Here is a 26,234-nt window from a genome sequence, read left to right as displayed (position 1 = left end):
GATGAATAGCTTACAACACACACTTCGAGCAAGTCTTGTATTCGGAGGAGGAGCAGCTCTCTTGCTCCTCCTTTTCTTTATTCATATCGGACAAGGTCAAGCAAACATTTCCTATAGTATGATTATTGATGCTCTTATCTCACCGAACCAATCACTAGAACATCAAACTTTAATCATGCTTCGATTACCTAGAGCTGTAATTGCCATTTTAGCTGGAGGCGCTCTTGCTGCATCAGGGGTTATTTTACAAACGTTAACGAAAAATCCACTTGCTGAATCCAGTACAATGGGTATTCACTCTGGCGCATATTTCTTTCTAGTAGCGGCTACAATTTTCTTACCGAAAGGTTTACAAATTAATTCTCTTCTGTTCACATTTATCGGCGGTGCTATTACTGCTTTATTTGTATACCGTATTTCTGGTGGAAAAAAGGGAACCCCACTTAGAATGGCATTAGCTGGTATGGTCGTTACATTAATGCTCTCTGCCTTTACCGGAACGATGCAGCTTTTCTATGAAAATGAAACAGCTGGTTTATTTTTATGGGGAGCTGGCTCTCTTATTCAAAATAACTGGGATGGCGTTCAATTTGCTTTTCCATTTATCATTATTTCTTTCCTAGTTTTACTATTTATGTCTCGTAAACTCAACATTCTCTTACTTGGTGATGATGTTGCTGTTTCTCTTGGTGAAAAAACAGCAGTAACACGTCTTATCGCCTTCATTGCTGCAATCTTTTTAACAGCAGTAATTGTTACTGTTGTTGGACCAATTGGATTTGTCGGCTTAGTTGCGCCTCATTTAATGCGCCTTATCGGATACCGTCAACACTTTACTCTTCTTCTCTCTTCTTTCTTATGGGGGGCAGTATTATTACTTGGAGCAGATGTTGTCGGTAGATTAATAGATCCAACCGGTGCAGAACTTCCTGTTGGGGCAGTCACAGCAATGATTGGATCTCCTTGGCTTATTTACTTAGTGTACCGAATGATGAAGTCGAAACAATATATGAATGATAACGGTGCGAATGCAGCTGGAGCTAGTTCCCGCTATTACTCTTATAAAAAGGTAATCATTATATCTATCACACTTTGCATTGTGACGATTGCTCTTGGTGTTACAATCGGTAGTAACGCTTATATCGAAAGTATTACAAATGTTATATCAGGTCAATTAACACTATTTGACAAAAACATGATGATGAATCTTCGTTTACCAAGAATGCTCGTTGCTGCTATTGCTGGCGCATGCCTTGCAATAAGTGGGCTTGTTTTCCAAGGCATATTACGAAATCCACTTGCCGATCCTTCTATTATTGGTATTTCATCGGGAGCTGGTGTTGGTGCTTTAACTATTATGTATGTCTTTCCTGCACTTCCTGGTTTCTTTCTACCAATTGGTGCATTTATCGGCGGACTACTTGCAGTAGGAATTGTCCTCTTCTTTTCATGGAAATCAGGATTTAGCCCAACAGCCCTTGCTTTAATAGGAATTGGTATTTCTGCACTTGGCTCGGCAATTATTCAAATCTTTATCGTTAGAGCCAATTTGAATGTTGCCGCTGCCTTAACATGGTTATCTGGCAGTACGTATGCAAGAGGATGGAATCACTTAGAAAATATCATTCTATATCCATCTCTAATTCTTGTATTCATTATCTTTTTCTTAATAAAACAACTTGACGTTCTCGTACTTGGAGACGATTTAGCAACTGGACTTGGGCAACCAGTAAATAAAACACGTCTTGCTCTGATTGTGCTAGCGACACTACTTGCATCAGTAAATATCGCTGCTGTCGGTACAATTGCCTTTTTAGGTCTTGTCGCACCTCACTTAGCAAGAATTATTGTTGGTATGAATCATCAAAGACTATTCGTTTGTTCAGCACTATTTGGAGCAATCCTTCTTTCTGTTGCTGACTTACTTGGACGTACAATCGCATATCCGAAAGAAATTCCTTCTGGTCTTGTCGTTGCTGTACTTGGAGCACCTTATTTCTTATGGTTGATGAGGAAGAGTGGGAAGAAAGTTAATTAAAAAGGAGGCTTCGTTTTAGAAGCCTCCTTTTTATATACTAAATAAAGTGAAACTTTAATCAGTGGAGTTTTCTTCATCCCCACTGATTATTAACCCACACCAATCGGGCTTTTATGAGCAGTGGATCTCCCACCTAACTTCTTTGCTCCAGCCGAATCTTGAAGTGGGAATTTTACTGCAGGTGAATAGCGGGATAAATTACTCTGATCTCACTAATTTCACAGATTTAGTCCCTCCCATAAACTCATGATGTACAGTTAATGTGTTCTCCTCAAGTTTCAAATCAACCTTCTGTTTTCTTTCTCCCATTAAAAATACAAGCTCTATGGAAATAATCCCTTGGTGCACACTTAATATTTGAAAGTCTCCTATAGTAGTCCCTTTCCCAAAAATATTATGTTCCATAAATTCTCCGCCTGTTTTCTCACTATTAATAGATTCTATTTCCAACCCAACTGGCCTGTCTGTACTTTCTGATGACATCCAAGACCCCTTTAACTTTCCAATATCAGCCTCTTTTTTCTTTTCATTTTTTAACTCTTCCTCTTTTTTCTTGACTTCTGCTTGTTGAGTTAGTAAGCCATCGATTTGCTTATTCAGCTCTTGTGCCCGTTGATTTTCCGAAATAAATTGTTGATTTTGACCAGTATCGTTAAAAATTTTATTTACTATCCCTTTAGCCTCTTCATACTTTTTATCATTCTTTAACTTCTCTGCCTTTTCCAATTGACCTATATATTGACCTTTTAACTCTTTATGCTCTATAAGCAAATCTTTTTGTTCTTTCGCTTGATTTTGAAGGATTGCGGAACCATCTTTCATCTTTTCTACTTCTTGAAACAAACCTATTGCTTGTTCTATATTTCCACTCGATTTCTCTTTTATCGAACTTATCATCTTAGTAGTTTGGCCTTTTAATACCTTTGCTTCTTTATCATCCTTTTTCTCTTCTAATGCTAGCTCAAATGATGCTACTGCCGTGTCATATTCTTTACTCGCTAACGCCAATTTCCCTTGATCCATTGCTTTTTTATAGGCTTCATTGCTACATCCTACCATTAAAAATAAAATTATGATTCCTAAAATCAATCTTTTCATCATATCCCCCTAAATTAATATAATTCTATATACACTCAATAGTATCATAAAATTTATATATAAAATTTTAAATACCATCATTAAAACATAAAGGGAACTTGTCATTTCTTCTCGAACTTAATCTATAAACATAAGTAGAGGGGGATAACAATAATGTACCAAACTATTGAAGGCTTTTTACAATCATGGACATACGAAGCAGAGTCTACTGAGAAAATGCTTGATTCATTAACCGATGCATCTTTATCACAAGAAATTGCACCTGAACATTGGACTTTAGGAAGAGTCGCTTGGCATATCGTGACGGCAATTCCTGTTATACTATCTGGCACAGGGCTAAAGTTTGAAGGAGAAACGAAAGATTATCCTGTTCCAACTTCTGCAAAAACAATTGCAGATGAGTACCGTAAAGTGAACGCGGCTTTTGTTGAAACACTTCAAAGTAAATGGACTGATAAAGACTTAGCTACTATTAACGACTTCTTTGGTCGCCCTATGCCGAATTCCATATTTTTAATGACACTTATTAATCATCAAAATCACCATCGCGGGCAAATGACGGTTTTAATGCGACAAGCCGGCTTAACAGTTCCTGGTGTGTACGGCCCCGCAAAAGAAGAGTGGGCTGTGGCTGGAATGGAAACTCCTAAAATGTAACGACAAAAAAGACAAGGTGTTTACACATCTTGTCTTTTTCTGTAACTTGTTTCATGTGAAACTATTTTTTAAAATGGTTGTTTTATGGAATATATAGGTTAAAATGAATACATATAATGAATACATATTACGAAGAGGAGTAACCAAATTGAATACAAAAAATAAAAAAATAGCTATGGGAACTATTTTACTAACTTCCCTTATTGGAGTTATTAGTGTATCTCTTTATTTCACCTATTATGGTACCCCTTGGGGAAAACAAGCAGCAATTACGGACTCAAAAGAATATATTACAAAATATTTTAATCTAGATGCAGAAGTCAAAAATACTTCTTACGATGCTAAAATGAATAGCTATGCCATCTCCTTTGAGACAAGTAGAGACGGAGATTTTACTATCGAATATAAAAGTCCTAATAACTTTAATATCTCTCCAGGAGTTCAAGAGTATTTAAGCAAACACTCCAAATTTACAGAGTAGTAACGAAGCATACATATACAAAAAAGAGTTAGTGTAACCCAACTCTTTTTTCTTATTCTTGTCATACAGTTATATCTTCCTTCTCTATATTTTTAATTCCGTAATATGCAATCACAGCTCCAATTGCTGCGAGTGCTAGTTGAAGGGGAAATAAAGTTGCTGTAGGAAACGCTGGGTTGCTATTCATTGCAATTGCTACAACGATAAGAGATGAAACAATTGTAGTTGGCACTGAACGTTTACGCATTCCAAAATATAATGGGATTAAACTCATTCCCGCAGTTGCAATAGCTAAAGGAACCAGTTTTATTCCTTCTTGCACCAATTGATCTACTGTGAATGAATGAGGAAGAATTGAAAAATAACTATCTATCCCAAAGAAAATTCCTACTACTAAAATGTTAGATACAATAACTGTTATAAATGTTACTATCGCTGTAATAGCCAACTTACTAGCCATCATTTTCTTTCGGTTAATAGGATAAGAAAACATAAGTAGTATTGTTTTATTTTTATATTCGCCAATTATTAACCTTGCGATTAACACACTACCAAAAATAATAAACGTTGCTCTTACTACTGTACTAGCCATTAGCAAAATCATCTGCGGATCTCTTATTTCTGAATCTCCTTCTATTTGTGCAATGAAACTAACAAAGATTAATAATGCCAGTATAATGATATTTGCAATAACTGCTCCCCTCACATACCATCCAAACTTAAACTTCTTCAATTCTAGCTTCATAAGACGTAGCATGATAGTCCTCCTTTCATTTAAACTTTAATCAATATAAATTACCCCTGTTTTACTTAAAATCTTCACTTCGTTTTTTGCATCACCAATAGTTCCTTCTTTTATCTTTTCTGTATTTTTATCTTTCTTAAGTCCTTTTAAATCCACTATTACGTCAGCCGAATTACTTTTAGCCATAAGCTTCAATGATGCAGGGACACCTTTATACCGTACGCCAATATCACCTGATTTTGTTTCTATAAATAATGATTTTCCTTCTGTCATATCTTTCAGTAATACCTCCCCAGATGTTGAAGTGATGTTCATATTTGAGTTACTTACATTTGTTATATAGTTATCACCAGTCGTAGACTTTATATTTAATTCTTGTACTGAACTATCTTTTACAACTAACTCTCCACTTTGCGATATGAATTCACCTTTCTCGGCTGATAGTCCTACAATCATTCCATCCCCAGATTTGCCTTTCGTCACGATACTTTTTACTACTATATCTCTTATTTTCACATCACCTGATTTATTATTTAATACAATTTTATCTATTTCTTTCTTCGGAATAGCTATACATATACTATTCTTCTTCCTAAATGTAAAACCATTAAAAAATTTGTTCGCCTCTTGTTTTTGCTTAACCATAATTTTATTTTCATCATTTTCTATTTTGACGGGATCTATCTCTTTATCTGCTTGTTCACCTTGAGCGGAAATTACTATTTTATTAGCGTCTGTACTTTTAAATTCAAGATTCCAGTTTTCATTATCTACTTCTATTTCTTTTATATTATTTATCTCAAAAGACTTTTCTTTCTTAAAACCTTCCCCCTGAAACACCTTAAAACCAAAAACCGCACTAGCAATTGTAATGAATAATATTGCAATTACTATTATCTTTTTCACCATTCATACCCCAGTTCGTTGTTGTTTTAAGCTTGCTTCACACCACATCAATCTTATCGATTTTACGAAACGATAAATAACTAATGAAAATCCCTAATAAACAGAGCACGATTGGGATAGCTATAAAATCAAACATACTTACTTGATCGTTTCCAGGACCAACGTTACCACTAATCAGCATACCAATTATTACTGCCGAAGTAATCGTTGTCGGTGTCGATTTCTTTCTCATTCCAAAAAATAAAGGAATTAAACTTATACCAGATATCATAAATGCACTTATAAAAGTATCTGGAACGATAGCTATTATTTCACCTATCGTAGCTGGCGTTTCAATCAGTCCCATCATTGGACTCACAAAATATACGAGTAAACTAATAATAAAAGTAGCGATAATGGTGCTCACAAAACAAAAACAAAAAACAATTGTTAATTTCGCCCTCATTAGCATTTTCCTTTGCAGCGGGTACATAAACGATAATTGCATCGTTTTGTTCTTATACTCATCAATTACTAAACGTGATAAAATGACCGAACTAAAAATAATGAATGTTATCCTAATAAAAATATTTGCTGCAGCCATGTTCTGTGTGAAGTCAGAGAAGAGCATGTCTTCCTCGGCTTTCATTCCCAATGCCATAAGGCTTACTGCAGCGAAAATTGCTATAATACAAATTGCTACACTTTTAAAGTAACGAGATAATTTATGTTTCTTCCATTCGAGCTTCATTAATTTAAACATATAAATTACGCCTCCATTCTTTATATACCTGTCTCTACGCTGCTAACATTCTAATTCCAGCAGTAACGAAGCTTAACATTCCTATCACTAGTACAATGAACAACCATTTCCGCTCTGGTTTTCTATAATATAAAATTCCACTTATTAGCATTACGATAAATCCACTTACCAGGTTCAGCCACAGTCCATTAAGCATGAATACCTTCTCCATCCATTACATTTAAGAAATATTCTTCTAAGGAACTATGTTTCTTATTAATACTTTCAATTTCCACATCGTTCATAATAAGTGCTTTTGAAATGGCCTGCTGAGACGCTGACGTATCATACACACGAATCATGGTTCCACTCATTATTTTGTAGTTTTTTATACCAAGTTTATCTTCTAAAATATAAGCTGCACGTTTCACATCAGGAACAGTAATTTCAATATACTCTGTTTGTTTTCCGTTAATACTCTTCATTGAAACTTCTTTTATTAGTTTTCCATTTTGAATCACACCAATTGTATCGGCCATTAGTTCCATCTCACCTAAAATATGACTAGAAACTAATAATGTAATGCCATATTCTTTGCAGAGCATTTTAAATAAGTCTCGTAACTCTTTAATACCAATTGGATCTAAACCGTTAATTGGTTCATCTAAAATGAGCAATTCTGGCTTTGTAACGATTGCCCTTGCAATACCGAGTCGTTGTTTCATTCCTAATGAAAAATCTTTTACTTTTTTATTATCTACCCCTTGTAGTTTCACTAAATGTAAAGCATGGTCAATTGCATTTTTATCGTAGTAGCCCATGTATTCACAATGTAGGTCTAAGTTTTCTTTCGCCGTTAATTTATCATAAAAGATTGGGTATTCAATAATTGTCCCCATTCTTTTTAATACTTCATAAGATGTATCTGTTAATTTCTCACCGAAGATTTCAATATCACCACTCGTCGGTTTTATTAAATTTGTAATCATTTTCATAATCGTTGTTTTACCAGCACCGTTTGGTCCTAAAAAACCGTAAATTTCTCCTTTTTTCACATGCATGTTAACACCGGAAATAACTTCTTTCCCTTTAAACACTTTCGTTAACTGGTTTGTTTTTAATATATATGTCATGTTACTTTCCCCTTTCGCAATACTCTATATTTCTATAATAGACAACGGAAATCTCTTTTTTCTTACCCGTTTCTTACAAATTCCTTACGCTGAAAAAAAGCTTGTAGAATCTACTGCTCTACAAGCTAAAACTGTATCTTTGTTAATGCAATTGTAAAAATTGTTTTTTCATACGGTTTACTAGAAAGATGAATTTTTCCGTCCATCGCTTCCACAAGCCGTTTCGTAATCGTTAATCCTAGACCGCTTCCTTGGTACAATCTATTTCTTGAATCTTCAAGTGTGTACATACGCTCAAACACTTTATCAATATGAGATTCATCAATCCCTTTTCCTTTATCCCATACATCTATATACACGCCCGTGTCATCATCTCTTAACGTCATACCGAGTGCCTTTCCATCGTCTCCATATGTAATTGCATTTGATATTAAATTATTCAATACCCTACCTAATACTTCTACATTTCCAAGTGCATATATATTTCTTTCTGGTATATCAATATGAACCTGAAAACCTTTCGTCGTCACTAAATCATAAAATGATAAAATCTTCTCGCGGCAAACTTCATTCATATTTACTTTTGTCATTTCAATTGCTTTGTCACCAGATTCTAATTTCGCTAAATCAAAAAACTTATGAATTAATTCCATCACTTCTAGTGTTTTCGTATGCACTTTCTCAAGTAATATTTGTTGTTCTTCTTTATTTATCGTTTTATCCTTATTTAACATTTCTGTATATCCAAGAATAACTGTTAGTGGTGTTTTCAAGTCATGCGAAATATTTGAAAGCATTTTTCTCATCGAAATTTCTACTTTTGCATGATCTGCATTCGTTTTCTGTTTTGCATCTAATAATTGATTAATTGCCACTAATAATTTTTGCAATTCTAGATCATCTGTCATAACGAGTAACGTCTCGCCTGTTTTTTCATTTACAATACTTTCTAACTTTTCATATGTGTATCGTAAATTTTTACTACTATTTTTTCTCATTTTATATTGCATATAAATAACACATAACAATATAAAAATAATACCTATTAACAAATTGATCATATTACATCACTTCCAGCTTATAGCCGATGCCCCATAGCGTTTTAATATATTCTGGATTAGATGGATCACTTTCGATTTTCTCACGCAATCTTCTCATATGAACATTAATAACGTTATCGTCACCGTAATACTCTTCATTCCAAACTAACGTATATATTTGCGCTTTCGTAAATACACGATTTTGGTTCTTTACAAATAGCTTTAAAATCTCAAATTCTTTTAAAGTAAGTTTGAGAGGCTTCCCGTTTTTTTCTACAGTAAAATTAATTGGATCAATTGTTAAATCACCAATTTGAATCATTTTTTCTATTGTTTCTGTAGCCGAGTATTTCGTAGACCTCCGAATACCTGCTTTTACACGTGCAGCCAATTCAATCATAGAAAATGGCTTACAAATGTAATCATCTGCTCCAAGTCCTAATCCAACAGCTTTATCAACATCTGTATCTTTTGCCGACATCATTAAAATCGGAACTGCACTTTTTTCTCGAATGATTCGTACAACCTCTAAGCCATCTAGCTTTGGCATCATAATGTCAAGGATAATCAAATCAAATGAACCTTTTAAATATGTGTTCACGCCTTCTGCTCCATCAGACGCAATCGTAACTTGAAAGCCTTCCTTTATTAAATACTTTTCCACCATCTCTTGAATTGAGATATCATCTTCAACTAATAAAATATGATGTGACATATGTCTATCCCCTTTTTACAAACGTTAACAATCCAATTGTATCGTAACTACTACAGACTGGAAACAATTATATGAATTTTCAAACCAACTTCCCTTCCTTCCTTAACAATGATATGATGAAATTCACTACGATTGTTCATAATTAACTTTATATAAAGGAGACTTATCATGTCAGAAAACAAAAAAGTAAGCTTAGCTGATTTAATGCGTGAACAACTTGCTAAGAAAAAGCAAGGAAATGGAAATGGTCAAAATGCAAAAAATCAAAGCCAAGAAACAAAAAAATTACAAAACCAACAAACAAAGAAAACAAACAACCAACGTAGACGTACAGGTGTATAAATGAACGGACAAAAACGTTCTAATATCGCCCCCGGTCTTGAAGTTGATATTGTATTAAAACAAGATCAACGAACAGGCAAATTAACACGTGGAATTGTAAAAGATATTTTAACAAACTCCCCTTCCCATCCGCATGGCATTAAAGTGCGATTGCAGGACGGGCAAGTCGGTAGAGTACAAAATATCGTTCAATAAGAAAAGGAGCTCAAGTAAACTCGAGCTCCTTTTCTTTATTAACCTTTAATTTTCTCGATGAAAACTACTTTTAAGTAGTCTCCTTCTTTAAATTGATCAATGGTACGGAAATCTTCTGGTAAAGAATGTTCTTCTAACATTTTATATTTGCCATTCATTTCTTTAAAGGCTGTATCGATAAAGCCTTTAAACTTTTTCATATCGAATGCGCTACAGTTTGTAGAAGCAACGATAATACCGTTATTTTCTGTAATAGCAATTGTTTCTTTTAATAAATTTTTATAATCTTTTGCTGCACTAAATGTATATTTTTTTGAGCGTGCAAAGCTTGGAGGATCAAGTACGACCATATCAAATTTCATTTTTTTCTTCGCTGCATATTTGAAGTAAAGAAATACATCTTCTACAATAATATCTTGCGCTTCATAATCAACTTCATTTACACTAAACTGCTCAATCGTTTTACTTAAACTACGATTTGCAAGGTCAACACTCGTCGTTTTACTCGCTCCGCCAAGAGCTGCAAATACAGAGAAAGCACCTGTATAAGAGAACATATTTAACACTGTTCTTCCTTTTGCATATTTATCACGAATTTGTTTTCGAACGTTACGTTGATCTAAAAATACCCCAACCATTGCCCCATCATTTAAATAAACCGCAAAGTTTACACCGTTCTCTTTTACGATAAGTGGGAACTCGCCGCGCTCTCCTGCTACGAAATCATCACCCTCAATATATTTCCCTTTCGTATCAAAACGCTTTTTCTCATAAATACCTTTAAAGTTTGCTACTTTTTGAAGAGCGGCTATAATCTCATCTCTGAAAGTATAAATCCCTTCACTATACCAACTTACTACGTAGTAGCCATCATAATAATCGATAATTAGTCCTCCAAGACCATCACCTTCACCATTCACCACACGGAATGCTGTCGTATCACTTGATTTGTAAAATTGCTTTCGTTTATGTAAGGCAGATTTGATTTTACTTTCAAAGAAAGATTGATTAATTTGTTCACTCTCTTTTCTCGTTAAAATCCAGCCGTATCCTTTATTTTGTTTTCCATAATAGCCTTTTCCGATAAATTGGTTCTTCTCATCTACTACTTTAATGATTGTTCCTTCTTCCTGAACATCATTTAAATTTTGAATCGCATCTTTTAAAATAAGCGGATATCCACTTTTAATTTCTTTTATAAATTTCGGTTTTATTTTTACAGTTACTTCTGATCGCATATAATAACTTCCTTTCCATTTGCATGCTTTCTCTACAGGAAGCATTTGAAAAACGAGCCTGAAAAAACAGCCTCATTTCACTATACCATATTATTGCTTTGCTAGTACAACTCGCTCATTCTCTCGCTTAACTGCCACATATTTACTACATTTTGAACTGGAAATCTTACTGTCCAATATAATATAAAAAACTTTTATATTTCATATTTAGCATTGACAATGATAATGATTTTCATTATCATTTAATGTATATGAGTTCTCGAAAATAAAGGCTATATTTATAGGAGGAATAAACATGATTATCGTTACAAATACAGCTAAAATTACAAAGGGAAATGGACATAAATTAATTGAGCGTTTTAATAAAGTAGGTAAAGTTGAAACGATGCCAGGCTTTTTAGGTCTAGAAGTTCTTTTAACGCAAAATACAGTTGATTATGATGAAGTAACAATTAGCACTCGCTGGAATGCAAAAGAAGATTTCCAAGGTTGGACAAAGAGCGCTGCATTTAAAGATGCTCACTCACATCAAGGCGGAATGCCAGAATATATTCTTGATAATAAAATTGCTTACTATGATGTAAAAGTTGTACGTATGCCAATGGCTGCAGCACAGTAAAAACAGTCCTTTTTTAAAGTATAGAATATGAGAAGCGTTATCTATCACTTCTCATATTCTATACTTTTTTCTTTAATTTCTTTTTATTAATTTTGCGTGTACAACTAGCCTTCCAGCCTCTGGATCAAGCGCATAGTCACAAGTAGAAAGTGTTACGATTTCATCATTAGCCGTCAATTCCGTATCCGTTTTGTACAGTGATTTTTCTTGAATTTCCTTTAAGAACGATGTATATGCTGCATCATTTTCAAAATCCGTTTCAATGTAATAAAAGTCCGTTGTTGTCGTGTATACTGAAAAAACTTCCACGTCGTATCCTTCAAATAATGTATCGTAATATAATTTACGATGAGACATAAAAAAGTCTTCATCCAACATCTTTTTTAAACTACCAAACATAGAACCGTCTTTCATACGATGGCCATATAAAATCGTATTTCGATTTTGAGATTTCACATCATTACGATGGTCCATAAAAATGCTTCCCGCTCTCATATCTTCACCTTTATAATTACGAAATAAATAGTAATCATTATCTTTTGCTTGAACGATTGGATAATTAATTTGTGTATCATCCATCGTAATCCATCCGACTATCTCTGGATTAATTTTCTGGAGATCCTGAAACTGTTTACGTACCTCTCCATCTTCTGATTTTTCTTCCATTGGACTTCTTTTATAAATATGTTGTGCCTCAGCCATTACTTTACGATTTTCATAATAATCCATGAAAATCCCGCCCAACTCATACATTGAATAGAAAAAGATTCCTAAAAACACAATTGTAAGTATGCGTTGAAAAAAAGAATTCTTTTTCCGTCCTTTCTTACTATTCAAATTATCACCTCAAAACGGATTATGCTCAGCGTTTAGATTCCCATAGGTACCATGTACAATCCGGTATCTTCATCCTGCTTTACAATGACATCTACACCATATATTGCTTTAACCATTTCTTCTGTTATTACATCATTAGGATTACCTTTCGTAATGATTTCTCCATCTTTCATAACGATAATATGGTCGCTATAACGAATGGCTTGATTAATATCATGTAATACCATTACAATCGTTAGTCCATGCACTTCATTTAACTCTTTCACTAACTCTAATATTTCTAGCTGATAGTAAATATCTAAATATGTGGTCGGCTCATCTAAGAAGAGCATTGGTGTATTTTGAGCTAATGTCATTGCGATCCAAACTCGCTGCCTCTCTCCACCAGATAAAGCATAAATTGGCTTATCACGCTTACTTTGTAAATTCGTACATACTAGCGCACGCTCAATCGCTTCTCTATCTTCATCTGTTTGCGGAGAGAATATATTTTTATATGGCATACGCCCGAAGCTTATTAGCTTTTCCACTGTAATATCTGCTGGAGCCTCATTTTGTTGATGGACAACCGCTAGTTTTCTAGCAAACTCTTTCGGTTTATATTCACTAATCGCTTTCCCATCAAGTATTACTTCTCCACTGCTAGGAGCGTGGTTTCTAGACATGACACTAAGTAATGTTGATTTCCCACATCCATTCGGTCCAATGATTGTTGTAATTTTCCCAATTTCTATTTCACTACTAACAGACTTTAATCGATTTGTTACGTTATCGTATGAAAAGGTTACATTTTTAATTTCCATGAACTTTATCACTCTTTCTAAGCAAGAATATTAAGAATGGACCACCAATAACCGCCATAATTGTTGCTGCTGGAATTTCGTTAGGTGGCACAATTAACCTTCCAATCGTATCTGCCGTCAAAATTAATAACGCCCCTGCAAGAGCAGAAAATGGAATTAATACTTTATGGTCTGAACCGACTAATTGTCTTGAAATATGCGGAACTAGTAATCCTACAAAAGCAATAACACCTGCAATCGCTGTTGATACTGCCGCTAAGAGTACTGCAATGGCAGAAATAATAAGACGAACTCTCGTCACGTGCAAGCCTAAGTTTTTCGCAGTCTTATCTTGTAGCGATAATAAGTTACACCAAGCTCCTACGAACAGAGCAAGAATAAGACCAATCGTTCCATAAGTCACCATTATTTCTACATCGCCCCACGTCTTCATTGTTATGTTAGAAGTCGTCGTTTGCTTAATACTCTTAATAAAATATCCACAAATCGTAACGAATGATTCATTTAATCCAGTAAACATTGCATTAATGGCAATACCAATTAAAATAATGCGAAGCGGGCTTAATCCTGATTTCCATGAAAACGAATAAACGAGATAACATGCAAGCGCACCACCTAAAAAGGCGAATACGGGTGTCCAGAAAAAGAATTGCGGGAACAACGTAATAATAACGAGTGTCATAAAACTTGCTCCTGAAGATATACCGATTACCCCAGCATCAGCGAGTGGGTTTTTCATAACAGCTTGAAAAAGCACACCTGAAACAGCGAGAGCCGCTCCAGTGAACAACGCAATAATAATACGCGGAAAACGTAAATCTTTAATGACTTCAACATCTTCATTTCCACCTGTAAATATCCCTTGTACAAGTTCAACAATACCTACTTCTAAACTACCTTTCATCGCTGACAATGATGTCATAACAATAAGCAATGCAGTAACAATGAGGAAACTCCAAGTTTTTTTATTCATTCTACTCTTCCTTTATATTAAAATGCATCACGGATACATCATTTTTTTCAATTCATCTAATGCTTCAATTGCTGCTAAATTACCTGTCGTTCCAAATAAATGCTCTTCTAAATCGTAAACACGGTTATTTTTAACCGCAGCAAAGTGTTTCCAAATATCATTTGTTTTAAATTCTTTATCAAACATTTTTACAACTTCATCAGGCATACCATGAGCTGCTCGTAAAATAATATCTGGATCAGCTTTCTTTAAATACTCTGTATTAGAAGCTAAATATTCTACTTGTTCACCTTGCACAATATTTTTACCACCTAGTTGTTTCACTAAATCTCCAATATAAGAATGCTCTGTTGCTACTAAATAACTTCCTGGCACACCTAATAAAATAAGCACTGTCGGTTCTTTCTTTCCTTTTACTTCTTTTTGAATGCTAGCAACCTTTTTATCTAATTTAGTTACTACTGCTTCGGCCTGTTTTTCACGCCCATATTTCTTACCTAAATCGCTAATAGAACTTTGCATATTTTTCAAACTCGTTAAATCTAAAAAGTTTGCTTTCATACCCACACCATCAAAAACTGGCTTTAATTCATATTCAAGTGTTGTCACAGATAACACTTCTGAAGGCTTTAATGACTTTACCTTTTCCATATCTGGACTCATTGGATTCCCAATTTCAGGTAAACCTTTATATCGCTTCGGTAAAGTTTTAGAACTTGTTGGAACGCCGACTAAATCTACTTCTAACGCATCCATAATTTCAGTAACAGCCACTGTTGTTGCAACGACGCGCTCTTTACTTTCACTCTTTACCTGCTTTGCTGATTCTTTTTTTGGTGATGAGCACCCGGCTATACTCATTAACAAAATGATAGCCATTAGTACACTTGCAATTTTCTTCACTCTCAATCACCACTCCTTTCCATACAATATGAAACAAGTCTTGATGCACGCGAACATGCATCAAGACTCCAAAAATTACAATCTACCTGCTCTATATTTACGAACTAGTAAAGCAAGTGAACCTAGCAGTAACACCATGTATAAACCAAGTTGTGCTGTATCTGCAGTTTTTGAGTTTTTCTCTTTTTTCGAATCATTTTTTGTATCTTCTTTTTTCTTGTGACCATCTGCATTTCGATTAAAATTAGGAGTACCTACTGTTTTTACATTATCTACTTTCGGTGTAGTCACTGGATTTTTCGGTTCATTTTTCGGTTCCTCTTTAATAGTTCCTAACGCGCCGATATTATTTGTATCAAATTGAATTTGTACATCGTAGAAATGATGGTAGTTCATCTCATCGATGTCTACCTTTACTTTTGCGTTTAATTTTTTAAATAGATCTTCTACTTCAAACTGTACTACTCGCGTATTTGCATTTTTATCTTCGCTTACTACTTTCGCATCAGCGAATAGTTCATTGTTTTCCGCTTGGAATTTCGTAATCCACGCACTATTTTTCAGCGTCATCTCAATATATTTTTTACCATCTTTTACGATTAATTTCGCTGGATTTACAACATAGTCATGCATCTTTGAAATCTCATCTGTTTTATCTTTTAATACTTTAAATGTAATATCATATTGGCCATCTACTAAATTTTTCGAATCAACTATTACTCTCGGTTTATTATTTTCATCTTGGTTGTTGTTTCCGCCTTGGTTGTTGTTTCCGCCTTGGTTGTCGTTTCCGCCTTGGCTATCTAACGGCTTAATGCTACCTTTATCAAATGCAAATTGAATATCGTAAAAATGGTGATAATTCATTGAATCGATATCTACTTTTACTTTTGCATTTAACTTTTTTGATAAATCTGGTACTTCTACTTCCACTACGCGTGTATCAGCTTTTTTATCTTCACTTATTACATGTGCATCAACAAACGAACCATTTTTCTCAAATTCAAATTTTGTAATCCAAGAACTGTTCGTTAACGTAAATGATACATACTTCTTACCATCTTTTACTTTTAGCACACCTGGACTTTTTGTATATGTGTTCATCATTGAAATTTCGTCTGTTTGATCTTTTAATGCTTTGAAATTGATGCTGTATTCACCATCTTTAATTGTTTCAGCATCTGGTTTTTCTACTTCTGGTTTTTCTACTTCCGGTTTTTCTACTTCCGGTTTTTCTGCTTCTGGTTTTTCTACTTCCGGTTTTTCTACTTCTGGTTTTTCTGCTTCTGGTTTTTCTACTTCTGGTTGTTTCTCTTCATTTTTAATTTGTTCAAGTTTATCTTGTTCAAATAAAAGTTGTACATCATGCGTTTGCTTATAATTTCTTGATGCCATTTCGATAAATACTTTTGTATTTAGTTTTTTAGATAAATCGTTTACTTCAAACTCTACTACTCTTGTATCTTTTTCCGTATCCTCACTTACTACTTTTGCATCAACAAATGTGCCATCTTTTTCCGTTTGAAAATTTTTAATTAATGAGCTACTTTTTAATGTTACAATTGCTTTTTTCTTACCGTTTTCTACTTTTAATACTCCTGGATTTATCATGTAAGTATTCATCTTAGATTCTTCATCTGTTTGATCTTTTAACACTTTAAATGGAATGCTGTACGCACCATCTGTAATTGTGTTAGAATTTGGTTGTTGATCTGGGTCAGGCTTTTGGTCGGGCTTCTGACTTGGATCCGGTTTTTCATTTGGATCTGGCTTATTAGCTGGGTCCTCTTTTTCATTTGGTTGTTCCACATGAATTGGTGTAATACTATTTTGATCAAATGCAATACGAACGTCGTACTCATGATGATAATTTAAAAAATCAATATCTACTTTTACTTTTGCATTTAATACCTTCTCTACATCTTCTACATCAAATTCTACTACTTTTGTATCTTTTTCTTTATCTTCACTAATTACATTTGTCGCAACTAGCTTACCTGCTTTTTCTGTTTCAAACTTCGTAATCCATGAACTATTAGTTAATGTAAAGGATACTTTCTTTTTCCCATCCTTCACTTTTAAAGTTCCCGGACTTACTGAATATTGATTCATCATCGATTCTTCATCTGATGTATCTTTTAAAACTTTGAAGCCAATTGAATATTCACCGTCAGCCAACTTGGTAGCTGCTTGAACTGCAAGTGGTTGTAATGTTGATACGAATGTAAATATCATTAAAAACATAGCAACAATAATTTTTGTATACCTGTTCAATGGAACGACTCTCCCTTTTGAAAATTATTTAATACTGCTCCCATCAAATACAAAGCGAATATCATACGAAGCATTATAATTAATAATTGGAATATTAATTTTCACCTTTCCATTTAGTTTTTTTGACAAGTCAGCAACTTCAAATTCTACTACTCTAGTATTATCTTTTTTGTTTTCACTTAACACGGTTGTTTCTACAAATTGACCATCTTTTTCTACTTGGAAACTTTTAATAGAAGCACTATCTTTCACTTTAAATGAAACGTATTGTTTTCCATTTTTAACTGTTAATGTTGCTGGGCTTTCAAAATAACTATTCATTCTAGACGATTCATCTTTATCGCCTTTCCATACAGTAAAAGCAATATTATATTTTCCATCAGCTAGTTTTGTAGCAGCCTTTGCATCTTGTAAACCTAGTGTTGCGATAAACGTAAATAAAACAGCAAATACGGCAATAATCATTTTAAATTGTTTAAACATATATTCATCACCCTTCAAAAGATTTATTTACTCAACTTCACTTTACGAATTAAGAAAGCACCTGAAATAAGAATTAACGCTGCAAACAATCCAATACGTGCTTCATCGCCTGTTTTTGGGTTATCTGTTTTTTCAGCTTTTCCATTTTCATTTTTTGTTTCTTTGTTCACTTCTTTAGCTGTTTCCTTACTCTCTACTTTTGTTTTCTCTTCTTTTACATGTGTATCTGTTTTCGCTTGATCATTATTTTTTTTTGTAGCAGCTACGCCGTTATCGCCACCTACAGCTTTTACATTTGCATCAAATGCAAAACGAATTGTGTAGTGGTGGTCATAGTTTGCATTTGGTACAACAACATGAATTTTTACAGCTGCCGGTTTAGATAAATCATCTACTTTAAACTCTACTGTTCTTTTATCTGCCGATTCATCTTTACTAACAACTTTCGCATCAACAAAATTCCCGTTCTCTGGTGCTTTAAATTCTGTAATCCAAGCACTATGATTCATCGGAACTTGTACTCTCATCTCACCGTTTTTCACTATTAATTTTGCCGGCTTTTCAAAATAGTCATTTGCCATTGAAGCTGAATCATTTTCCGCTTTTTGAATTACGTAATTAATATCGTAAGTACCATCAGCTAGTTTTGCTGATACATTCCCGTATGGCATTACAAGAAAAGCTAACATACATACGAACGTTATAATAAAAGCAGGTAATACAGAAACCTTTTTCATTTTTCTTGTTTCCTCCTTGGTTATCTTTCATTTCACTTTTTAAAAATGATAATTATTCTCAATTTATAAGAAAAAAATAATCTCTTCTAGCTATTATTTAATTAGCATTCTTTTATGTAACATAAGCATTATTGATTATCATTCTCATTGAATATTAAAAATAATATCTCACCCTATTCCTTATACGAAGGCATAGAAACTGAGAAAAAATGATAAAACGTATTTATTGATTATCATTCTCAATGCAAATCAAAAAAAATAAACTATCTCTTCTCCTCTTCTTTCACCTCTTCCCATAACAACACTATAGTTATAGAAACCCCTTTTCCCTCACTTCCCTTCCAATATTTCCACAACTAAGTCAATCTTAGCCTACTCATAAATTTTTTGTCAACTATATTACGTATAAAATTTTTAATATCTGAATTTCTCTATATGCGGCTTTTTTTACAAAAAAGAGACTTTCTATTATAGAAAGTCTCTTTTCTCTATTTCTCTACAGCAATTTCCTGCTTTTGAAACTTAGAAACTATATAACCAAAGCCTATACCGATTATGCCTGGAACTAACCAACCAATTCCTACACTATATAATGGAATCTTATCTAAAATAGGTGCTAGCGCTGCAATTTGAAGGTTTGCATTGTGTAATCCATCAAAGAAACTTATTGCAAATGCTCCTACAATCCCGCCCACATACATCGCTAATGGAAGACGAACGTAGTTTTCAACAAGTGATAATACGATAAGTACGATTCCAATTGGATAAATTGCGATTAAGATTGGTAATGCTAATGCATTTAACTGAGTTAACCCAAGGTTTGCTACCATAAATGCTAATACACAGAAAATGAAAACGACTTTTTGATAAGAAAGCTTTGGTAATAAGGAAGAGAAGTAATCACCACAAGCTGCAACAATACCTACAGAAGTTGTCAAACATGCTGCTGTAATTGCGATCCCTAATAATAAAGTTCCGTAGCTACCAAATAAATGATTCACGACATTTGTTAAAATAATTCCTCCGTTTGCACCCATTCCAAGTGACACACTAGAAGCTCCAAGATAAGCAAGTGCTAAATACACAAGTAGTAGACCAAGCGCTGCAATAAATCCTGCAAAGATTGTTACTTTTGCAATACTGTTTTTATTTGTAATGCCTTTTTCTTTTAACGCATGAATTACAACATTTCCGAATACCAGTGCTGCAAGTCCATCTAAAGTTAAATATCCATCAATAAATCCTTTGAAGAGAGGAGCACTATACGCTTCTGTCGGTGCACCAAATTCTCCAATTGGTGTAATAAGTGCTTTACCTACGATAATTGCAATAACAGCTAATAATATTGGAGTTAGCACCTTACCAATACGACCCACTAATTTCGAAGGATTTAAAGCTAAATAGAAAGTGACTGCAAAGAAAATAAGTGTAAAGATAACAAGTGGATATGACTGACCAGCTATCTCACTTGGTAAAAACGGTGCAACACTCATCTCATAAGCTACTGTTCCTGTACGCGGCACACTTACGAATACGCCTAAACATAAATAAATTGCAGTGATAAAAACAAGTGCGAATATAGGATGTACACGTCCTGCTAGCTCATTAATATCTCCCTTTAAAGCTATAACAATTACTCCTAATAAAGGTAGTCCAACGCCTGTTACGATAAAACCAAACAGCGCGATCCATACGTCCGTTCCAGCACCTTGCCCTAACGCTGGTGGAAAAATCATATTACCTGCACCAAAAAACAGTGCAAATAACATTAAACTTATTGCAAACATCTCTGAAAACTTTAAAGATGATTTCATTTCTACTAACCTCCTAAAATAATAAATTAACAAAATATTCTGAATTAAAATCCGTCACATATCCTCTTTCAAGCATACTTCCCCGTAAAAGAACGCAAAAAACACCCGTCCCTAACAAAGGGACGAGTGTTGAAATCGTGGTTCCACCCTTATTCTAATAAAATGAATTTATAACGAAATAAGCTCATTTTATAGCTCGTGTAAATTGATAACGGTTTTATCCGCCAAGAATTACAATGCATCATGTATGCAGTTCACTCTTGAAGTTTAGAGGTGGTAAGCTTGTCTTTTCGTATTAGGAAGCTCACAGCCTAAGGCTTCCCTCTCTGAGAATCGTAAAATACAACTCATGTCCTCATCATTACTTTTATAAAATATCTTGTCGAAACTTGTTGTTTTTTATTATATGGGCTATTTTTTAAAAAATCAATAGTTTTATTTTTTCTGACAAAAAAAATATAGGGAGAAAATTTTCCCTCCCTATAACTGCCCTATTAAAATTTCTAACTCTTCAGCTGTAACGCTCCGCCACTTTCCAACTTCAAGCTCATTTAGCTCTATATTCATAATGCGTACTCGCTTTAGCTTTATTACAGTAAACCCGAAAGCTCGACTCATTCTACGAATTTGCCTGTTCATTCCTTGCGTTAAAACAATACGAAATGTTGATTGATCGACTCTTGTCACTTTGCACGGCTTCGTCATTCCATCTTTAATCTTTACACCGCTGGACATCTCATCAATAAACCAGTCCGTAAAAGGTTTATCGACTGTGACAACATATTCCTTCTCGTGCTCATGATCACCATGTAAAATTCGATTCGCAATGCCGCCGTCATTCGTTAATAAGATAAGTCCTTCCGATGCTTTATCTAATCGTCCAACTGGAAAGATTCGCTCTGGATAATTGATATAATCAATAATATTATCTTCAATATGATCAGCTGCTGTACAAGTAATTCCGACTGGTTTATGAAAGGCTATGTACACCTTTTCTTTCTCTTCTTTTACAATAACTTGCCCATCAATCGTTACAACATCACCATCGCTCACAAGTTCACCGTGCGTACATATTTCACCATTAATAGCCACGCGTCCAGCTTTAATGAGGCGATCTGTTTCACGTCTGGAGCATGATTTTGCTTCGCTTATGTATTGGTTGATTTTCATGTTCTATTCCTTTTCACATATATTAAAAGCGTCAATCTATGGCAATATCATTCTGCCACGATTGACGCTTTTTCACTTCGCAAAAACAACTAAATAAATAACCCCAATCACCAAAAATATTCCGCAACAAGCTAACAATACTTTTGCAAGTTTGTCCATAAACATATAATGGTTTCCCCTTTGTTTCGTTGTTTTCTATTTTAATTCGACAACTGTTACGCCTAGGCCTCCCTCGCCCATGTCACCGTAACGGAAGGTTTTTACACCGCGATGCTTCTTCAAGTAATCTTGTACACCTTGGCGAAGTGCTCCTGTCCCCTTACCGTGAATAATTGATACGCGAGGATAGCTTGCAAGCTGGGCATCGTCTAAGTATTTCTCAACGCGCGCCATTGCATTTTCAAATCGTTCACCACGAAGGTCAAGTTCTAATGAAACGTGATAGTCTCTACCTTTTACCGTTGCAACTGCTTTTTTCTCTGTTTGCTTCGGTGTGTTAATGTATTCCATGTTAGATTCTTTTACTTTCATCTTCAGAATACCGATTTGTACGCTCCACTCAGTATCGCTTACTTTTTCAAGTAATTGACCTTTTTGACCGAACGTTAATACTTTTACTTCATCACCTGCACGTAACTGTTGCTTCGGCGCAGTGTTTTTCACGTTTACTTTTTGTTTCTTAACAAGCTCTGGTGCTGCGCCTTCTAGACGGCTCTTCGCTTCAATTAACTCGTGATCTTTCACGTTTGCAAGCTGTGCTTTACGCAATTGACGAAGTTCTTGAATAATGCCTTCTGCTTCTTTCTTTGCGGCTTCGACTTTTTCTTCCCCTTCTTTTTGCGCTTTTAATAATCGTTCATCGCGATCTTCGTTAAATTCAATGATTTGACGTTGTAATTCACGATGAAGTTTTTCAGATTGTTTGCGAAGTGCTTCTGCTTCGTTCCAGTCACGCTCTGCGTTCTTCTGGCTTTCTTCTAACTTCGCAATCATATTTTCAATTTTATTCGTATCTGTACTAATGTGGTTGCGTGCTTGGTCAATAACGCGATCAGATAATCCAAGACGTTTCGAAATTTCAAAGGCATTACTACGGCCTGGTACACCGATTAATAATTTATAAGTTGGACTTAATGTATTTACATCAAACTCAACACTCGCATTAATAACTTGCTCACGGTTATATCCGTATGCTTTTAATTCTGGATAATGCGTCGTTGCAACAACGCGAGCACCGCGATTACATACTTCATCTAAAATCGAAATTGCTAGTGCAGCACCTTCTTGTGGGTCTGTTCCAGCACCTAATTCATCGAATAAAACTAAGCTTTCAAAATCAGCTTTTTCTAAAATATCAACGATGTTCACCATATGTGAGGAGAACGTACTTAAACTTTGTTCAATCGATTGCTCATCACCGATATCAGCAAATATATTTTTAAACACACAAATCTCTGACTCATCCATTACTGGAATGTGAAGACCAGATTGCGCCATTAAAACACAAATACCAACTGTTTTCAGCGTAACTGTTTTACCACCTGTATTGGGTCCTGTAATAACAATTGTCGTGAAATCTTTACCTAACATAATGTTATTTGGCACAATAATTTCTGGATCGATTAGCGGATGGCGAGCTTGTCTTAAATCCATATAACGCTCGTTATTTACGATTGGTTTCGTTGCTTTAATTCGCTTTGCATAAAAAGCTTTCGCAAAAATGAAATCAAGATTCGCAACTACTTCTACATTTGATAAAACGATATCGGCTTCTACTGCCACTTCTTCTGTTAACATCAATAAGATGCGTTCGACTTCTTGTTTCTCTTTCACACGAGCTTCTTGCAGTGCGTTATTTAATTCTACAATGACTTGCGGTTCAATAAATAACGTTTGTCCAGAAGCTGATTGATCGTGAACAATACCACCATATACGCCGCGGTATTCTTGTTTTACTGGGATTACGTAACGTTCGTTACGAATCGTTACAATCGAGTCAGACAGCATCTTTTGCGCATTTGAAGAGCGCGTCATATTTTCTAATTTTTCACGAATACGGCTTTCCGCAGTACGAATTTGAGTACGAATACCACGCAGTTTATCACTTGCGCTATCGACTACTTCACCACCGTCACCGATACAATTTGTAATTTTCTTTTCTAAATCATATAAAGATACAATTTGAGCGACGTGAGTTTCTAAAATCGGAAGCTCGACACCGTTATCAGCCATATCTTCAATGAAACGTTTCATATTACGACTACCATACATCGTATTCGCAATATCAAGTAATTCATTTGGACTTAACATACTCCCAATTTTTGCACGCTTCACATTTGAGCGAATATCCGTAATACCACCTAATGGTGCACTACCTTTTAAACGAATAACTTTCGCTGCTTCATCCGTTGTATCTTGCATTTCTACAATTTCTTCAAAATCAGTGCTCGGCACTAAATGCTTCACTTTGTCACGGCCAAGTGAAGAGGCTGTATGTTCAAGTAATTGTTCTTTTACTTTATTGTATTCTAATACACGCAACGTTCTTTCTAACATGTTGCAGGTCCCCCTTGCGTTACTTATTACGTTTAATATAGTCTAATAAACGTTCAATATCCCATGTGTTAATCACGTTATCTTTTTGAATCCAACCTTTACGTGCTGCTGCTACACCTGTTTCCATATCTTCCAACATTTCAAGTGTATGAGCATCTGTATTAATCGCTACTTTTACACCAGCGTCTTGTGCTTGTTTTAATAATTTCGCGCTTAAATCTAGACGGTTCGGATTCGCATTTAATTCTAAAATTGTATTTGTCTCTTTTGCGAGTTCAATTAATAAATCTGTATCTACATCATAACCCTCACGGCGCCCGAGAAGACGTCCTGTCGGATGAGCAATCATTGTGACATGTTTATTCTCAAGTGCAGTACGCAGACGCTTCATGATCGTTTCACGGTCTTGTGAGAAGCTAGAGTGAATCGCTCCAATGACATAGTCTATTTCTTCTAATACTTCATCATCAAAATCAAGCGAGGCATCTGGTAAAATGTCCATTTCAATTCCGCGTAAAATTGTAATGTCTGGATACTTTTCATTCATACGTTCAATTTCTTTCGCTTGCTCACGAAGACGCTCTTTCGTTAAACCATTCGCTACTTTTAAGTATTGCGAGTGATCAGTAATCGCCATAAACTTATATCCACGAGCACGGCACGCTTGTACCATTTCTTCAATAGAAAAAGCACCGTCACTCCAAGTTGTATGCATATGTAAATCACCTTGTATATCGGAAAACTGAATTAAGTTCGGATACTCTTTAATTAATTCAATTTCTTTTCCATCTTCACGCACTTCTGGCGGAATAAATGGTAGACCGAAATGAGCAAAGAAGTCTTCTTCAGTCTCAAATGTTTTCACTTCACCTGTTTCTAAGTTCTCTACACCGTACTCACTAATTTTCTCGCCTTTATCTTTTGCGATTTGACGCATTTTTACGTTATGGTCTTTTGATCCTGTGAAATGGTGAAGTGTTGTAATAAACTCTTCTGGTTTTACTAAGCGGAAATCGATTGAAATATCATATTCATATTGAAGACGAACAGAAACTTTCGTATCCCCACTTGCGATTACCTCAATCATATTATCGAATTGTAGTAAATGCTCACGTACCGCTGCTGGTTCTGTCGTTGCAATGATAAAATCTAAATCTTTCACTGTTTCACGAACACGGCGCAAACTACCAGCGCGAGAGAAACGAATTACTTCAGCAATATTCGACAATTTCTCCTCTATTTCCCCGGCAATAGGCAATACCATCGCAATTGGTAAACGCTCTGGACGAGAGCCTACTTGATCGATTGCTTCTAATATTTTCTCTTCTGTCTTCTTACCGAAACCAGCTAAAGCTTGTACTTTATTTTCCTCACAAGCAGCTTTTAACGTCTCCATATCAATAACGCCTAGCTCTTTATATAACTTAGCCACCTTTTTACCACCAAGACCTGGTAGTTTTAATAACGGCAATAAGCTACTCGGTACTTCTTTTTCAAGTTCTTGTAATACTTCAGATGTTCCCGATTCTATATATTCTTGAATAACGGCTGCTGTTCCTTTTCCGATGCCCGGAATCTTTGTGAAATCTTCAATCTCAGAAAGACTACGATCGTCACTTTCTAATGCTGCTGCCGCTTTACGAAATGCAGATATTTTAAATGGATTCGCACCCTTTAGTTCCATAAAAAGCCCGATTGTCTCTAATAATTTGATAACTTGTTTTTTATTTACTTTCATCATTACCCCGCCTTTCTT

Annotated in this window: 26 protein-coding genes and 1 other annotated feature; of the genes, 6 read left to right on the top strand and 20 right to left on the bottom strand. The window is 34.9% G+C overall.

Translation table 11 applies throughout. The features are described from left to right. Position 1 precedes the first annotated feature (1 nt). Positions 2-2,038: a Fe(3+)-hydroxamate ABC transporter permease FhuB gene (gene fhuB / locus ACTFR8_RS10125; protein WP_001087098.1), complete on the top strand. Its 2,037-nt coding sequence runs from the start codon at positions 2-4 to the stop codon at positions 2,036-2,038. 198 nt (positions 2,039-2,236) lie between these two features. Here fhuB and ACTFR8_RS10120 read toward each other — a convergent pair whose 3' ends face one another. Then, positions 2,237-3,136, bottom strand: a complete 900-nt coding sequence (locus tag ACTFR8_RS10120; RefSeq protein WP_100619223.1) for a tetratricopeptide repeat protein — start codon at positions 3,134-3,136, stop codon at positions 2,237-2,239. Positions 3,137-3,289: 153 nt separating this feature from the next. On the opposite strand from ACTFR8_RS10120, the gene ACTFR8_RS10115 reads away from it, so the two are divergent. Next, a complete protein-coding gene (locus ACTFR8_RS10115; RefSeq protein WP_050822114.1) occupies positions 3,290-3,793 on the top strand; it encodes a DinB family protein in 504 nt (167 codons plus the stop codon). Positions 3,794-3,941: 148 nt separating this feature from the next. After that, the gene (locus tag ACTFR8_RS10110) at positions 3,942-4,274 is read left to right on the top strand and encodes a YfjL-like protein (protein WP_001093299.1); all 333 of its coding nucleotides are present in this window, start codon (positions 3,942-3,944) and stop codon (positions 4,272-4,274) included. A 61-nt stretch (positions 4,275-4,335) separates the two neighbouring features. Here the strand turns inward: ACTFR8_RS10110 and ACTFR8_RS10105 are convergent, their stop codons facing one another. The 7 genes from ACTFR8_RS10105 to ACTFR8_RS10075 all read right to left on the bottom strand — a co-directional run bounded on the left by ACTFR8_RS10105 (position 4,336) and on the right by ACTFR8_RS10075 (position 9,534). Further along, the gene (locus ACTFR8_RS10105) at positions 4,336-5,031 is read right to left on the bottom strand and encodes an ABC transporter permease (RefSeq protein ID WP_000945183.1); all 696 of its coding nucleotides are present in this window, start codon (positions 5,029-5,031) and stop codon (positions 4,336-4,338) included. A gap of 24 nt (positions 5,032-5,055) precedes the next feature. After that, the gene (locus tag ACTFR8_RS10100) at positions 5,056-5,928 is read right to left on the bottom strand and encodes a DUF4097 family beta strand repeat-containing protein (RefSeq protein WP_119780623.1); all 873 of its coding nucleotides are present in this window, start codon (positions 5,926-5,928) and stop codon (positions 5,056-5,058) included. Positions 5,929-5,962: 34 nt separating this feature from the next. Beyond that, positions 5,963-6,667 carry an ABC transporter permease gene (locus ACTFR8_RS10095; RefSeq protein ID WP_000475529.1) on the bottom strand — a complete coding sequence of 235 codons (705 nt, stop codon included), beginning with the start codon at positions 6,665-6,667 and terminating at the stop codon, positions 5,963-5,965. 34 nt (positions 6,668-6,701) lie between these two features. After that, complete coding sequence (locus tag ACTFR8_RS10090) at positions 6,702-6,863, bottom strand: hypothetical protein (protein WP_000931813.1); 162 nt, start codon at positions 6,861-6,863, stop codon at positions 6,702-6,704. Next, positions 6,856-7,779, bottom strand: a complete 924-nt coding sequence (locus ACTFR8_RS10085; protein WP_000221067.1) for an ABC transporter ATP-binding protein — start codon at positions 7,777-7,779, stop codon at positions 6,856-6,858. The genes ACTFR8_RS10090 and ACTFR8_RS10085 overlap by 8 nt, the downstream gene beginning before the upstream one ends. Before the next feature lie 125 nt (positions 7,780-7,904). After that, positions 7,905-8,840, bottom strand: a complete 936-nt coding sequence (locus ACTFR8_RS10080) for a HAMP domain-containing histidine kinase (RefSeq protein ID WP_000609141.1) — start codon at positions 8,838-8,840, stop codon at positions 7,905-7,907. A 1-nt stretch (position 8,841) separates the two neighbouring features. Continuing rightward, entirely contained in the window at positions 8,842-9,534 is a 693-nt protein-coding gene (locus ACTFR8_RS10075) for a response regulator transcription factor (RefSeq protein WP_100619221.1), read from the bottom strand. A gap of 168 nt (positions 9,535-9,702) precedes the next feature. On the opposite strand from ACTFR8_RS10075, the gene ACTFR8_RS10070 reads away from it, so the two are divergent. Then, the gene (locus tag ACTFR8_RS10070; protein WP_001293578.1) at positions 9,703-9,876 is read left to right on the top strand and encodes a hypothetical protein; all 174 of its coding nucleotides are present in this window, start codon (positions 9,703-9,705) and stop codon (positions 9,874-9,876) included. Continuing rightward, a complete protein-coding gene (locus ACTFR8_RS10065; protein WP_001014310.1) occupies positions 9,877-10,071 on the top strand; it encodes a YwbE family protein in 195 nt (64 codons plus the stop codon). 38 nt (positions 10,072-10,109) lie between these two features. Here ACTFR8_RS10065 and ACTFR8_RS10060 read toward each other — a convergent pair whose 3' ends face one another. Further along, complete coding sequence (locus ACTFR8_RS10060) at positions 10,110-11,309, bottom strand: class I SAM-dependent rRNA methyltransferase (RefSeq protein WP_001255966.1); 1,200 nt, start codon at positions 11,307-11,309, stop codon at positions 10,110-10,112. Between the two features lie 295 nt (positions 11,310-11,604). Here ACTFR8_RS10060 and isdG point away from each other — a divergent pair, with 295 nt between their 5' ends. After that, complete coding sequence (isdG, locus tag ACTFR8_RS10055) at positions 11,605-11,928, top strand: heme oxygenase (protein WP_000587818.1); 324 nt, start codon at positions 11,605-11,607, stop codon at positions 11,926-11,928. Positions 11,929-12,000: 72 nt separating this feature from the next. On the opposite strand, the gene srtB is transcribed toward isdG, so the two are convergent. The 11 genes from srtB to polX form a co-directional block, all read right to left on the bottom strand. Then, positions 12,001-12,765 (bottom strand): class B sortase, encoded by a 765-nt coding sequence (gene srtB / locus ACTFR8_RS10050; RefSeq protein ID WP_001086121.1) that lies wholly within the window; start codon positions 12,763-12,765, stop codon positions 12,001-12,003. A gap of 32 nt (positions 12,766-12,797) precedes the next feature. Further along, positions 12,798-13,568 carry an ABC transporter ATP-binding protein gene (locus ACTFR8_RS10045; RefSeq protein WP_000403761.1) on the bottom strand — a complete coding sequence of 257 codons (771 nt, stop codon included), beginning with the start codon at positions 13,566-13,568 and terminating at the stop codon, positions 12,798-12,800. Beyond that, entirely contained in the window at positions 13,558-14,541 is a 984-nt protein-coding gene (locus tag ACTFR8_RS10040; protein ID WP_001036848.1) for a FecCD family ABC transporter permease, read from the bottom strand. Before ACTFR8_RS10040 ends, ACTFR8_RS10045 begins: the two co-directional genes overlap by 11 nt. Before the next feature lie 27 nt (positions 14,542-14,568). Next, positions 14,569-15,450 carry a heme ABC transporter substrate-binding protein IsdE gene (gene isdE / locus ACTFR8_RS10035; RefSeq protein WP_142238532.1) on the bottom strand — a complete coding sequence of 294 codons (882 nt, stop codon included), beginning with the start codon at positions 15,448-15,450 and terminating at the stop codon, positions 14,569-14,571. A 69-nt stretch (positions 15,451-15,519) separates the two neighbouring features. Next, on the bottom strand, positions 15,520-17,718 hold the full coding sequence (locus tag ACTFR8_RS10030) for an NEAT domain-containing protein (RefSeq protein ID WP_440027323.1): 2,199 nt from the start codon (positions 17,716-17,718) through the stop codon (positions 15,520-15,522). A 24-nt stretch (positions 17,719-17,742) separates the two neighbouring features. After that, entirely contained in the window at positions 17,743-18,201 is a 459-nt protein-coding gene (locus ACTFR8_RS10025; RefSeq protein ID WP_000476165.1) for an NEAT domain-containing protein, read from the bottom strand. Positions 18,202-18,224: 23 nt separating this feature from the next. Further along, positions 18,225-18,938 (bottom strand): heme uptake protein IsdC, encoded by a 714-nt coding sequence (gene isdC, locus ACTFR8_RS10020; RefSeq protein ID WP_000757960.1) that lies wholly within the window; start codon positions 18,936-18,938, stop codon positions 18,225-18,227. Between the two features lie 488 nt (positions 18,939-19,426). Then, complete coding sequence (gene brnQ6, locus ACTFR8_RS10015) at positions 19,427-20,752, bottom strand: branched-chain amino acid transport system II carrier protein BrnQ6 (protein WP_000842650.1); 1,326 nt, start codon at positions 20,750-20,752, stop codon at positions 19,427-19,429. Between the two features lie 115 nt (positions 20,753-20,867). Further along, positions 20,868-21,123 (bottom strand) — a binding site (T-box leader). Positions 21,124-21,232: 109 nt separating this feature from the next. Beyond that, the gene (locus ACTFR8_RS10010) at positions 21,233-21,922 is read right to left on the bottom strand and encodes a 23S rRNA pseudouridine(2604) synthase RluF (RefSeq protein WP_000700746.1); all 690 of its coding nucleotides are present in this window, start codon (positions 21,920-21,922) and stop codon (positions 21,233-21,235) included. A 195-nt stretch (positions 21,923-22,117) separates the two neighbouring features. Further along, positions 22,118-24,478, bottom strand: coding sequence for an endonuclease MutS2 (locus ACTFR8_RS10005; RefSeq protein ID WP_000893716.1), 2,361 nt, complete (start codon positions 24,476-24,478; stop codon positions 22,118-22,120). A gap of 19 nt (positions 24,479-24,497) precedes the next feature. Further along, positions 24,498-26,216: a DNA polymerase/3'-5' exonuclease PolX gene (gene polX, locus ACTFR8_RS10000; RefSeq protein WP_100619217.1), complete on the bottom strand. Its 1,719-nt coding sequence runs from the start codon at positions 26,214-26,216 to the stop codon at positions 24,498-24,500. Between the last annotated feature and the right edge of the window lie 18 nt (positions 26,217-26,234).

Origin of the sequence: Bacillus cereus group sp. MYBK15-3 (assembly GCF_051916765.1) — a bacterium.
Taxonomy (GTDB): Bacteria; Bacillota; Bacilli; order Bacillales; family Bacillaceae_G; genus Bacillus_A; species Bacillus_A cereus.
The sequence above is the reverse complement of the archived record's forward strand: the minus strand, read 5'-3'. Positions and strand labels throughout refer to the sequence as shown.